11 protein-coding genes are annotated in these 12127 nt (G+C 70.9%); 1 reads left to right on the top strand and 10 read right to left on the bottom strand.

Going from position 1 to position 12127, the window contains the following annotated elements; genetic code table 11:
• Nucleotides 1-98: 98 nt before the first annotated feature.
• The 4 genes from AB0E85_RS38615 to AB0E85_RS38600 are packed head-to-tail and all read right to left on the bottom strand — an operon-like array spanning nt 99 to nt 3731.
• Nucleotides 99-770, bottom strand: a complete 672-nt coding sequence (locus AB0E85_RS38615; RefSeq protein ID WP_361937447.1) for a response regulator transcription factor — start codon at nt 768-770, stop codon at nt 99-101.
• Nucleotides 767-2011, bottom strand: a complete 1245-nt coding sequence (locus tag AB0E85_RS38610) for a histidine kinase (RefSeq protein WP_361937446.1) — start codon at nt 2009-2011, stop codon at nt 767-769. Before AB0E85_RS38610 ends, AB0E85_RS38615 begins: the two co-directional genes overlap by 4 nt.
• A gap of 23 nt (nt 2012-2034) precedes the next feature.
• The gene (locus AB0E85_RS38605; RefSeq protein WP_361937445.1) at nt 2035-2814 is read right to left on the bottom strand and encodes an ABC transporter permease; all 780 of its coding nucleotides are present in this window, start codon (nt 2812-2814) and stop codon (nt 2035-2037) included.
• Nucleotides 2811-3731 (bottom strand): ATP-binding cassette domain-containing protein, encoded by a 921-nt coding sequence (locus tag AB0E85_RS38600; protein ID WP_361937444.1) that lies wholly within the window; start codon nt 3729-3731, stop codon nt 2811-2813. Before AB0E85_RS38600 ends, AB0E85_RS38605 begins: the two co-directional genes overlap by 4 nt.
• Before the next feature lie 94 nt (nt 3732-3825).
• On the opposite strand from AB0E85_RS38600, the gene AB0E85_RS38595 reads away from it, so the two are divergent.
• Nucleotides 3826-4368 carry a GNAT family N-acetyltransferase gene (locus AB0E85_RS38595; protein ID WP_361937443.1) on the top strand — a complete coding sequence of 181 codons (543 nt, stop codon included), beginning with the start codon at nt 3826-3828 and terminating at the stop codon, nt 4366-4368.
• 6 nt (nt 4369-4374) lie between these two features.
• Here the strand turns inward: AB0E85_RS38595 and AB0E85_RS38590 are convergent, their stop codons facing one another.
• The 6 genes from AB0E85_RS38590 to AB0E85_RS38565 all read right to left on the bottom strand — a co-directional run bounded on the left by AB0E85_RS38590 (nt 4375) and on the right by AB0E85_RS38565 (nt 11691).
• Nucleotides 4375-6045 (bottom strand): TraM recognition domain-containing protein, encoded by a 1671-nt coding sequence (locus AB0E85_RS38590; protein ID WP_361937442.1) that lies wholly within the window; start codon nt 6043-6045, stop codon nt 4375-4377.
• A 17-nt stretch (nt 6046-6062) separates the two neighbouring features.
• Entirely contained in the window at nt 6063-7472 is a 1410-nt protein-coding gene (locus tag AB0E85_RS38585) for an ATP-binding protein (RefSeq protein ID WP_361937441.1), read from the bottom strand.
• Between the two features lie 6 nt (nt 7473-7478).
• Nucleotides 7479-9035 (bottom strand): SCO6880 family protein, encoded by a 1557-nt coding sequence (locus tag AB0E85_RS38580; protein WP_361937440.1) that lies wholly within the window; start codon nt 9033-9035, stop codon nt 7479-7481.
• On the bottom strand, nt 9032-10360 hold the full coding sequence (locus AB0E85_RS38575; RefSeq protein WP_361937439.1) for a hypothetical protein: 1329 nt from the start codon (nt 10358-10360) through the stop codon (nt 9032-9034). Before AB0E85_RS38575 ends, AB0E85_RS38580 begins: the two co-directional genes overlap by 4 nt.
• Nucleotides 10350-11174 (bottom strand): hypothetical protein, encoded by an 825-nt coding sequence (locus tag AB0E85_RS38570; RefSeq protein WP_361937438.1) that lies wholly within the window; start codon nt 11172-11174, stop codon nt 10350-10352. The genes AB0E85_RS38575 and AB0E85_RS38570 overlap by 11 nt, the downstream gene beginning before the upstream one ends.
• Nucleotides 11175-11382: 208 nt before the next feature.
• A complete protein-coding gene (locus AB0E85_RS38565) occupies nt 11383-11691 on the bottom strand; it encodes a hypothetical protein (RefSeq protein ID WP_003991275.1) in 309 nt (102 codons plus the stop codon).
• Between the last annotated feature and the right edge of the window lie 436 nt (nt 11692-12127).

The following is a 12127-nucleotide window of genomic DNA, read 5'->3' as shown; positions in this document are numbered from 1 at the left end:
CGATGGTACTGCAGGGGGGACCCTGTGGGAGAGTAGGACGCCGCCGAACAATCATTGGGAAAGCCCCCGCATCTTCGGATGCGGGGGCTTTCTGCATTTCAGGACGTCTCGACCAACTTCGTGTCGTACGCCAGGATGACCGCCTGAATTCGGTCGCGGGAGCCGGTCTTTGCGAGAATGCGGCCCACGTGGGTCTTCACCGTCGACTCGGCCAGGTGGAGGCGCGCGGCTATCTCCGTGTTGGTCCAGCCCTTGCCGATGACCGTGAGGATCTCGCGCTCGCGGTCCGTCAGCGAAGCGAGACGCGGGTCGTCCTGGGACAGGACTTCAGACGAAGGGCCCGTCGGCAGGTGGTGGACGTAGGCGTCCAGGAGGCGGCGGGTCAGGCTGGGGGCCACCACCGCGTCTCCCGTGGCCACCGCGCGGATGCCGGCGAGGAGTTCCTCGGGCTGGGCGTCCTTGACGAGGAAGCCGGAGGCGCCTGCGCGGAGCCCGGCGTAGGCGTACTCGTCCAGGTCGAACGTGGTGACGATCAGAATGCGGGTGCGGTCGCCGGCGGCGGTGATGCGGCGGGTCGCCTCGATACCGTCGAGGCCGGGCATACGGATGTCCATGAGGACGACGTCGGGATGGAGCTCGGCCGCCATGCGGACCGCTTCGCTGCCATTCGCCGCCTCGCCCACGACCGTCATGTCGTCCTGGCTCTCCAGCAGCATGCGGGAGCCGAAGCGCTGGAGGGGCTGGTCGTCGGCTATGAGGACCGTGGTCACTGCGGGGATTCCTCCGGGAGACGTAGGCGGACGCGCCAGCCCTGCTCCGGGTGGGGGCGAGGGCCGGCCTCAAGTGTGCCGCCGTACAGGGCGGTTCGCTCGCGCATTCCGGGTAGTCCGCGTCCGTTCCCGGGGCTGCCGTCGGTGGTGCTGCCCTTGCCGGTGTCGGTGATCGTGACGGTGACCGCGGCCTGCTCCTCGTAGGAGAGCTCTATCTGGGCTGTGGCGTGGGGGCCGCCGTGTTTGAGGGTGTTGGTGAGGGCTTCCTGGATGACGCGGTAGACGGTGAGCTGGCGGCCCGGGGGGAGGGTCGGGTCGCCGTGGGTGGTGGTGCTGACGGGGAGACCGGCGGAGCGTACGCCGTCGAGGAGCCGGTCGAGGTCGGTGAGGCCCGGCTGGGGAGCCAGGTCGGCCTGGTGCCGCTCTTCCTCGCGCAGGACGTCGAGGAGGCGGCGGAGTTCGGTGAGGGCCTGGCGACCGGTCGTGGCGATGGCGTCGAGGGCTTGGGCCGCGCGCTCGGGGGACTTGGCGGCGGCGTAGCGGCCGCCGTCGGCGAGGCCGGTGATGACGGAGAGGTTGTGGCCGATGATGTCGTGCATCTCGCGGGCGATGCGGGCGCGTTCGGCGGCGGCGGCGAGCTGGGCCTGCTGGTCGCGTTCGGTCTCCAGGCGGCGGGCGCGGTCCTCCAGGGCCTCGGTGTAGTCGCGGCGGGCGCGGACCGTGGCGCCGATGAGGGCGGCCACGGTGATGGACATCAGGTGTGAGCCGATCTGCTGGTCCCAGGTGCCCTCGCCGTGGCGGAGGGCCGACACGAGGACCGGGGCGATCACCAGGACCGTCGCCCACCACAGGTTGCGCAGGGGGCGGCGCAGGGCCAGGTGGTAGACGAGGACCAGTTGGAGCAGGGCGGCCTGGAGGGCGGCGCCGGTCCAGGCGTTGACGAGGGCGAAGGGGGCCATGACGGCCAGGACCGTGCCGGGGTGGGTGCGGCGCCACAGGAGCGGGGCCGACAGACCGAGGCTCAGGGTCAGGAGGAGCCAGCCGGGGACGTCGAGCTGATGTGCGTTGTTGCGCCAGCCGCCGCCGGCGTAGTCGATTAGGGCGGCGGTGACCCAGAAGCCGGTGAAGTGGAGGTCCCACAGCAGGGGATGGCGTCGGTCGAAGGCGCGCACCTTGTGGGTGAGGCGCTGGGCGTATTCGGTGAGGGGCTCCGGCGCCCGGTCTTCCGTCACGGGGTCCATCGTGCGGGATCCGCCGCCCGGCGTCATACGTCTTTGCGGCGCAGGACCACCGCGGCCACCGTGAGGGAGGCCGTCGTCCACAGGAGCATCGCCAGCAGGGAGGCGCCGGGGGTGGCGGCTTGGGGCAGGGGCTGGGCCGTGGTGAGGGCTTCCAGGGCCTTGCCGGGGAAGTAGCGGACGGCGTCGTCGACGAAGGCGTACGGGAGCATGGCCAGGATCTCCGGGAGGACCATGACGAGGCCGATGAAGACGCCGATGGCCATGGGGACCGAGCGGAGCAGGGCGCCGATGCCGAGGGCGAGGACGGCGAGCAGGGTGAGGCCGGCCGCGTTGCCCGCGAGGGCGCGCAGGACGCCGGGATCGCCGAGGGAGGCGGAGAGGTCGGTGCCGTTGAGGAAGGACTGGGCGAGGGGGAAGGTGAGGAGGTTCGTCGCCAGGGTGAGGGGGAGGGCGACCGCGGCCAGGACGGCGGCCTTGGACCACAGGACGGGCAGGCGGCGGGGCACCGCGGTCATCGTGGCGCGGATCTGGCCGGTGGAGTACTCGCCGGCGGTGGCCAGGATGCCCAGCACGCCGAGGTTGATCGTGGCGAACTGGGTGCCGAGCAGGGTGAACATGACGGGGTCCATGCCGCCTTCGCCGGAACCGTCGTAGGCGGCGCCGAGGCCCGCGCCCATCGCGGCGGTCAGGAGGCTGGTGACGGCGAGGGTGATCCAGGTGGAGCGCAGGGTCCAGAGCTTGTGCCACTCGGAGCGCAGGATGCGGGCGGGGGTCACGCGGTAGGGGAGGGTGGCTGTGGTCATGCCGCTGCTCCTTCCAGGGTCGCCGGGTACTCCAGCACGTCGCGGGTGAGGTCCATGAAGGCCTCCTCCAGGGAGGCGGCGCCCGGGGTCAGTTCGTAGAGGGGGATGCCGTGGGCGGCCGCGGTGCGGCCGATGTGCTGGGCGTCGGTGCCGCGGATGTGGAGGGTGCCGGGGGCGTCGGTGGTGATGTCGACGCCGGGTGCCGTGAGGTGGCCTGCTAGGGCGGTGGCGTCCGGGGTGACGACCTTGGTGGTGCCCGCGCCGGAGTCACGGACGAAGTCGGTGACCGTGGTGTCGGCGAGGAGGCGGCCGCGGCCGATGATGACGAGGTGGTCGGCGGTGAGGGCCATCTCGCTCATCAGGTGGGAGGAGACGAGGACCGTGCGGCCCTCGGCGGCGAGGGACTTGAGCAGGTTGCGGATCCACAGGACGCCCTCCGGGTCGAGGCCGTTGACCGGCTCGTCGAGGATGAGCGTGGCCGGGTCGCCGAGGAGGGCGGCGGCGATGCCAAGACGCTGTCCCATGCCGAGGGAGAAGCCCTTGACGCGGCGGTGGGCGACGTCGGTCAGGCCGGTGAGGCCGAGGACGTGTTCGACCCGGGCGCGGGGGAGGCCGTGGGTGTGGGCGAGGGCGCGCAGGTGGTGGTAGGCGGTGCGGCCGGGGTGGACCGAGCGGGCTTCCAGCAGGGCGCCGACCTCGGTGAGGGGTGCGGGGTGGGCGGCGTAGGAGCGTGCGCCCACGGTGGCGTGGCCGCGGGTGGGGGCGTCGAGGCCGAGGAGCATCCGCATGGTCGTGGACTTGCCGGCGCCGTTCGGGCCGAGGAAGCCGGTGACGGTGCCGGGGCGGACGGTGAAGGACAGGTCCGTGACGACCGTCCGGTGGCCGTAGCGTTTGGTGAGTTCGTGTGCCGTCAGCATGGTTCGATGCTCGTGCGTGCGGGGGCGGCGGGCGTCGGACCGACGACGGTAATCGGGGTGAGGGGCGTCGTACCGGGGTACTACCGTGGCCCGCATGAGCTATGTGATCCGGTCGGTCCGTGCTGATGAGTGGCCTGCGGCGAAGGAGCTGCGGCTCGCGGCGCTGCGGGACCCGGTGGCGCACCTGGCCTTCCTGGAGACGTACGAGGAGGCGGCGGCCCGTCCGGATGCCTTCTGGCAGGAGCGGACCGCGGGGGCTGCCGAAGGGGCGGACAGGGCGCAGCAGATCATCGCCGAGGGGCCGGACGGGCGGTGGGTGGCGACGCTGACCGTGCTCGTGGAGGAGCCCGGGACGACGGACTGGGCCGGGTTCCCGGTGGAGCGCAAGCAGGGGCATGTGGTCGCCGTGTTCGTACGGCCCGAGGAGCGCGGGAGCGGGCTGACCGAGGTGCTGTTCGACGCGGCCCTGGAGTGGTCGTGGGGGCGGGGTCTTGAGCGGGTGCGGCTGATCGTGCACGAGGAGAACGGGCGGGCGCAGCGGTTCTACCGGCGGGTGGGGTTCCTGCCGAGCGGGGTGACCGTGCCGCTGGGGGATGCCGGGGAGCTGGAGCTGGAGTTCGTGCTCGAACGGGAGTGACGGGCCCTAGACGGGGAGTTCGTCGTGCGGCCAGCGGGCGCGGCCCTGTTCGCGGGACCGGAGCAGGGCCAGGGTCGGCATCCCCCGGTCCGCTCCGGTGGCCAGCAGCTCCGGAAGCTGGGGAAGCGGGGCCACGGCCGCGACGTCGTCCAGGACGAGCGTCATTGGTGGGTCGAGGCGACCGGCCGATGACCGTTCGGCCATGTGCCGGCCGCGCTCGACCACGCTGGAGACGAGGGCCGTCAGGAGGGGCATCGCGCCCGGGTTCGTCCTGGGGTCCTCGATGGATTCCCCCACCACATAAAGCGTGCCCGCTTCGTGGACGAAGGAATCCAAGGCGAGGGCATCAGTTCGGTTGGGAGTGCAGGCCTCGCGGATGTTGACCGTGGAGAGGGCGGCCAGAGCGCGGGTGGTCAGCTGCTGGGCCATGTCGCGGCGTTCGGGGTGGGCCGTGAGGGCGCCTTCGAGTTCGCCCGCGGAGCCGGGGGCGGCCTTGGGGTTGGTGCGCAGGATGCGTACGGCGTCCTGGATCTGGGTGCCTTGGGACCAGCGGTGGACGTGGCGGATGGTGCGGCCGTCGATGGCGGCGGCGTGCAGGTAGCTCCGCAGGAGTGTCTCGGCTGTGTCGCTGAGGGCCTGGTCGAGTTTGGCGGTGGGGCGGACGGGGGTGAGGAGGGCGGTGGCCCGCGTGGTTGCCGTCGCCTTGTCCTCGCAGCCGGCCGTGGGGGACCAGTGGAGGCGGGACGGGGTGTCGCAGAGGTGCGTGGGGTCGTACAGGTGGGTGGGGCCCAGTTTGGCTCTGGCGTCCTTGGTCTCCTGCCAGAGGGTGGGGTTCGAGGTGACGACCAGGGTGGGGCCTTCCGCGTCGCGTACGGCTTGGGTCGCGGTGGCTTGGCGGGTTTCCCTCGGGGCCACGAAGATCTTCTCCCAGCCGCCCACCCGTTCCTGCCCGAACAGAGATGCCGGGGTCGCGGGGACGGTCGCCGGGTGGGGGGAGCCGGCCGGGCTCGCGGGGGGATCCAGGGGGCCTGTGGGGCCGACGGGTGAACGGCGAGGGGTGGGGACCTCGTGCTGCCCGGGGTCAGGGGCCTCGTGCCGCACGGGGGTGGGGCTGTGATGCTGTGCCGGGGTCGGAACCTCGTGCGGCGCGGGGGGCTGGGCCTCGTGCCGTGCCGGGGTCGGGACCTCGTGCGGTGCCGGGGTCGGGACCTCGTGCCGGACGGCGGTGTGCGCCTCGTACGCGGTCGCTCGGTGGTCCGGTGCCCTGGACGCCTCCGCTTCCTGCGCCGCCGTCGCCCTTTGCTCCCGGTTCCTCGCCCGTACCGCCCGCCACCGGGCCAGCGTGCCCATCACGAACACCGTCAGGACGACCAGGATCATCAGCTGGCCGATGAACAGGCCCCAGAACAGGCCGTAGCCGGAGAGTTCACCGGGGGGTGTCTCGGGCCAGGCGCCGGGGATGTCGTGCGGCTGGGCGACGAGTTCGCGCATGGCCAGGGGCGTGCGGGCGAAGGTGACGCCGGACGGCCAGGCGCCGTGGGCGAAGAGGGCGGCGAGGCCGGTGGCCGTCCACACCAGCACGGTCATACCGAGGAGGAACGCGAGTATGCCGATCAGCAGGCCGTCGGGGATGCCTCCCTGGCCGTCCCGCTGGGTGTGGCGGTCGTCCGGTCTCACGCGTCCTCCCCTTGCGCCTACGCCACCGTCGATTCGGAGTCGCCCAGGTGGTGCTCCACGAAGGCCGCGGCCCGTTCCTCCGCCTCCAGTTCGGCGGCGTGCAGGGCGTCGTCCGTGAGCTCGACGGAGGACTCGGTCATCGCGCGGTCGGTGAAGACCAGGGGGCGTTCGGTCTCCGTGACCAGGTGTTTGACGACCTGGACGTTGCCGTTGACGTCCCAGACGGCGATGCCGGGGGTGAGGGTCGGGATGATCTCCACCGCCCAGCGGGGCAACCCCAGCACGCGGCCCGTCGCCCTCGCCTCGTCCGCCTTCTGGGCGTAGATCGTCCTGGTCGAGGCCATCTTGAGGATCGCTGCCGCTTCCTTGGCGGCTGCCCCGTCCACGACGTCCGACAGGTGGTGGACCACCGCCACGAACGACAGGCCCAGGCGTCGGCCGAACTTCAGCAGACGTTGGAACAGCTGCGCGACGAACGGGCTGTTGATGATGTGCCAGGCCTCCTCGACCAGGAAGATCCGCTTCTTCCGGTCGGGGCGGATCCAGGTGTGCTCCAGCCACACGCCGACGATCGCCATGAGGATGGGCATGGCGATGGAGTTGCGGTCGATGTGGGAGAGGTCGAAGACGATGAGGGGGGCGTCGAGGTCGATGCCGACCGTCGTCGGGCCGTCGAACATGCCGCGCAGGTCACCGTCGACCAGGCGGTCCAGGACCAGGGCGACGTCGAGGCCCCAGGCCCGTACGTCGTCTATGGCGACGTTCATCGCCTCGGCCGACTCGGGTTCGGGGTGGCGCAGCTGCTCGACGATGTCGGTGAGGACCGGCTGGCGGTCGACGATGGTCTCGTTGACGTAGGCGTGGGCGACCTTGAGGGCGAAGCCGGAGCGTTCGTCCAGGCCGTGGCCCATGGCGACCTCGATGATCGTGCGGAGCAGGGCCAGCTGGCCCGTCGTGGTGATCGCGGGGTCGAGCGGGTTGAGGCGGATGCCCATGTCCAGGGCCGCCATCGGGTCCAGGCGGATGGGAGTTATGCCCAGCTCCTGCGCGATGAGGTTCCACTCGCCGACGCCGTCCTCGCCCTGGGCGTCCAGGACGACGACCTGACGGTCGCGGAAGCGCAGCTGGCGCAGGACGTACGTCTTCTCCAGCGCCGACTTGCCGTTGCCGGACTCCCCGAGGACGAGCCAGTGGGGGGCGGGGAGCTGCTGGCCGTAGAGCTGGAAGGGGTCGTAGATGTAGCCCTTTCCGGAGTACACCTCGCGGCCGATGATGACGCCGGAGTCGCCGAGGCCCGGCGCGGCGGTCGGCAGGTAGACCGCCTGGGCCTGGCCCGTGGACGTGCGCACCGGGAGCCTGGTCGTCTCGACCTTCCCGAAGAGGAAGGAGGTGAAGGCGTCGGTGAGGACGGACAGCGGGTCCCGCATCAGGTCCTACCTCCGAATGCCGGTGGCGAAGGGAAGGGTGTTCACGAAGGCGCGGTGGTGCTCGCGGTCGCACCACTCCAGCTTGAGGTACGACTTGCCCGCGGAGGCTCTTATCGTGCGCTTGTCGCGGGCGAGTGCGTCGGGGTTGCGGGAGGAGACGGTGATGTAGCCGACGAGGTTGACGCCGGCCGCGCCGCTGGCGAGGTCCTCGCCGCGCTGGTCGAGCCGGGAGTGGGCGGCGATGTCGCGCGGGTCGACCGTGCGGTTCATCTTGGCGGCGCGGGAGGCCTCGGCCTCGTCGTTGGTCTTCTCCGTCAGCATGCGCTCGATGGCGACCTCGGTGGGTTCGAGGTCCATGGTGACGGCGACCGTGCGGATGACGTCCGGGGTGTGGACGAGCAGCGGGGCGAGGAAGTTGACGCCGACGGGAGTCATCGGCCACTCCTTCACCCAGGCCGTGGCGTGGCACCAGGGGGCGCGGGTGGAGGACTCGCGGGTCTTGGCCTGGAGGTAGGTGGGCTCCATGGCGTCCAGCTCGGCCGGCCAGGCGTTGCGCTTGGTCATCGCCTGGATGTGGTCGATGGGGTGGTCCGGGTCGTACATGGAGTGGATCAGCGAGGCGAGCCGTCCCTGGCCGAGGGGCTGGCGGACGCGGATGTCGGCCTCCTGGAGGCGCGAGCAGATGTCGGTGAGCTCGCGGGCCATGACGACGGCGAGTCCGGCGTCGCGGTCGACCTTGCCGCCGTGGGCGCGGGCGGCCCGGGCCATGGCGTTCGCCTCGGCGGCGAGGTCGCGCGTGTAGTGCATGCAGGCGACGAGGTAGGCGCGGTGCTGCTCGCTGCTGGTGGACACCATCGACTGGAGCTGGTCGTAGGACTCCTGGAGCCAGGGCAGGGCCTTCTCGTCGCCGCGGACGGCGACGTCCTTGGCGTGGGCGTCCGGGTCGGCCGGGAGGGTGCGGGCCAGCATCTGGAGGCGGGTGACGAAGCCGTCGCCGTTGGCCACGTGCTTGAGCAGGGTGCCGAAGCGGTCGACGAGGGCCTCCTGGTCCTCGCTGTCGCGCAGGCCGACGCCGGGGCCCTCGATCTCGATGGCGGCGGTGACGGTCTTGCGGTCGGCGTGCAGGAGCACGGCGATCTCGTCGGGGCCGAAGGGGGCGGCCAGCCAGGTGATGCGGCCGATGCCCGGGGGCGGGCCGACCTCGATCTCCTTGCCGTCCAGCCGGGTGCCGGCCTCGATCGCGGTGGAGCGGTAGGTGGTGCCTTGCTTGAGGGTCCGCTTGTAGCTGCGGTTGATCTCGAACCACCTGTAGAACGTGCGGTGCTTGTACGGCACGTACACCGCGGCCAGCGCCAGCATCGGGAACCCGGCGAGCAGCACGATGCGCAGGGACAGCACCGGGACGAGGAGCCCGCACATCATGCCGAGGAACGCGCCCACGACGATGAGGGCGATCTCGCCGGTCTCGCGGTTGCGGCCGATGATCGCGTTCGGCCGGGCGCGGCCGATCAGGTATGTCCGGCGGGGCGTGACCGGATGGGACACGTGGGACTCGGTCGTCAACGCCCTTCACCTCCCGTGCGGTTGGTACTGCTGTTGCGGGTGTTGCTGGCGTGGGGAGTGTTGACGGGGCTGCTCGAACGGGGGGCGGGTGCGGCGGAGGGGACAGATCCGCCGCCGCCGTTCGAGGTGCGCCCACTGTGCGCCGCGACTCCGCCGGATGCGGGGTTGCTGGGGCGGGGGGCGGAGGACTGGCTGCCTCCGCCGTTGTTGTCGGCGCGGGAGCTGTGGGTCTTGATGCCCTGCGCGACGAGGGTGGCCGGGGAGCTGATGACCGCGGCGGCCTTGCCCTCGGCGCCCTGCATGAGGCGGTTGTTGCGGGAGCCGGCGATCTCGTCGCCGAAGCCGGGGACGAAGCGGTAGATCATCGCGCTGGCGAAGATGGCGAGCAGGATGATGGCGAGGCCGGAGACGACGGCGGAGAAGGCGTTCGGGCCGTCGTCGGCGGACAGTGCGCCCGCGAGGCCGAGGACGATGACGATCACCGGCTTGATGAGGATGACGGCGATCATGATGCCGGCCCAGCGGCGGACGTGGCCCCACAGGTTCTTGTCGACGAGACCGGCGTAGACGACGGTGCCGAGGAGGGCGCCGACGTAGAGCAGGGCGGCCCGGATGACGAGCTCCAGCCAGAGGACGCCGGCGGCGAGGATGCTGACCAGGGAGACGACGATCAGCATGATCGGGCCGCCGCCGATGTCCTCGCCCTTCTTGAGGGCCTCGGAGAACGTGCCGAAGAACGCGTCGGTCTGGTCGCCGGTGGCCTTCGCGAGGACCTCGGTGATGCCGTCGGTGGCCGATACGACGGTGTAGAGGATCAGGGGGGTGAAGGCGGAGGCCAGCACCGTGAGCCACAGGAAGCCGATGGCTTCGGAGAGGGCGGTGGTCAGGGGCACGCCGCGGACGGCTCGCTTGGCGACGGCCAGGAGCCAGAGCAGGAGCGTGAGGATCGTCGAGGCGGCGAAGACGACGGCGTACTGCTGGAGGAACTTGGGGTTGGTGAAGTCGACGTTGGCGGTCTCCTTCACGGCCTCGCTGAGCTTGTCGACGGTCCAGGAGGCGGCGTCGGCGCAGCCCTTGGCGAGGGAGGAGAGGGGGTCGAGGGTGGAGGTGGGGTTGAGCCGGGAGGTGCCGCTGCCGCTTTGGCTGCCGGTGTCGCCCTCGCAGATCTCCCGGGCCCGGCCGGAGAGCAGGGAGCAGTTGTCGTTGCTGGGGCTGGGCGAGGGCGTGGGAGCGGCTGCCGCCCGGGTGGCGAACAGGACCAGGGCGGTCTGCACGGCGGTGAGGGTTGCGGTGACCTTGACTGCGCGGCGCGGGCTACCGGGCATACGTGAACCCTCCGAACTCCTCGACGGCCTTGGAGATGGCGTCCGACGTCGACACCCTGTTGTCGCCGTTGACCGGCGCGGGGCCTTCCTTCTGGGAGAAGCCGTCGACCTTCCAGTCGCCGTCGGTCCAGCGCAGTTGGAGGGTCATGGTGAACCAGTCGTTGGTGACCGGGTTCTGCGAGCTCTCCCCCGTCATCCCGAACACGCCGGTGCACCAGACCTCGACGGTGGCGGCGCTGCCCGAGAAGTCGGTGACCTTGGTTCCGACCGGCATCGTGCGGGAGACGTAGGTGCTGCCCTTGGGCGCTTCGCCGTTCGCGTCCAGGCCGACCTTCTCGAGGAACGCCTTGCTGTAGACCCGGTCGAGGTTCTTCTCCAGCTCCGAGACCTTGCCGGCGTCGAACACCTGGCGGACGATCTCGGGTCGCCGTGCAGGCTTGAGGATGTCGGCCGAGACGAGGACGACGGCGTAGTTCGCCGCGGCGCTCTCCGCGCCCTCCTGGTCCTGGGCGAAGCCGGACGGGATGCCCGCGGCCGACTTGGCCGTGACGGGGCGTTTGCCGGAGGGCGCCGTCGCCGACGTCTCCGGCTTGCCCGAGGAACCCTCCGTCGAAGAGGACGCATCGCCGTCGCCCCGGTTCGCGAAGGCGATCGCCGCGATCAGGAGGACCACCACGCCGACCACCGTGACCAGGCTGCGGGAGGAGCGGCGGCGGGGGTCGCCGAAGGCGTCGCCGGAGTCGGGCAGGCGGGTGCGGGTCTGGCCCGTGCCGCCGTAGCCGCCGGAGGACTCGTGGTCGTCACCGAGACTCATGCCGCGTACGCCCCCTCGACGTCGTGCGGAAACACTTCGTACCGGTCGTACTTCGCATACTCCTCGTACGACGGTAGCCGTGCTGGTTCCCGCGCGGGCGCGGTGTGGTGACTCGACATCAGGGAAACGCAACCTCAGCCGGTGGGCACGACGGGCGGGTGGGATGGAGGGGGGCCGGGCGTGCCCGGCCGGGCGGTCGGTGCCCGGGCTACACGGCCATGCCGTACACGATGGTGAACAGCGTGCCGAGTGAGCCGATGATGAAGACGCCCGTCAGGCCCGCGATGATGAGGCCCTTGCCCTGCTCCGCGCTGAAGGTGTCCCGCAGGGCGGTCGCTCCGATGCGCTGCTTGGCGGCGCCCCAGATGGCGATGCCGAGGCAGAGCAGGATGGCCACCGCCATCACGACCTCGATCATCACCTTCGCCTCGTTGCCCAGGCTGCCGAAGGGGCCCCAGTCCGGAGCGATCCCGCCGATGATGGTGTTGATGTCTCCCTTGTCGGCCGCAAAGAGCATGTAAGTCACCGCCCCTGTTGGGTAGTTCCGCACCCTCTGCGGTCGTGCAGAGGTCAGGCCTCATTCTCGCCGACAATGATGCTGTCGGATGTCGACTTGGCGTCATTGATTGGCGGGTTTCGTACGAATACCTTGCCACCCTTCCGCTCCCGCCCCTAGGGGAGGCGGCGGGTGGTGTGCGAAGGATCGTATGGTCACTCTGTGTATCACGGCAGGTCACGTCGGGCAATGAGGTCAGAGCGGAACCTGGTGTGTGGTTCCGTCGTTGTGCCCTCTTGCGGCCTATCTCACCTTTGTGGGCTGTTTCTGACGGCTGATCGGGTGAGTGGTCGCGCCGGTGTTCCCGGGGTGAAGGCTACCCGGCACGGCGAAGGGGCCGCCCCGGCTCTGGCCGGAGCTGACCCCGGCGTCCAGCCCGGCCTTCGAGATCGGCGAG

This window comes from Streptomyces sp. NPDC029044 (assembly GCF_040637495.1).
Classification (GTDB): Bacteria; Actinomycetota; Actinomycetes; order Streptomycetales; family Streptomycetaceae; genus Streptomyces.
The sequence above is the reverse complement of the archived record's forward strand: the minus strand, read 5'-3'. Positions and strand labels throughout refer to the sequence as shown.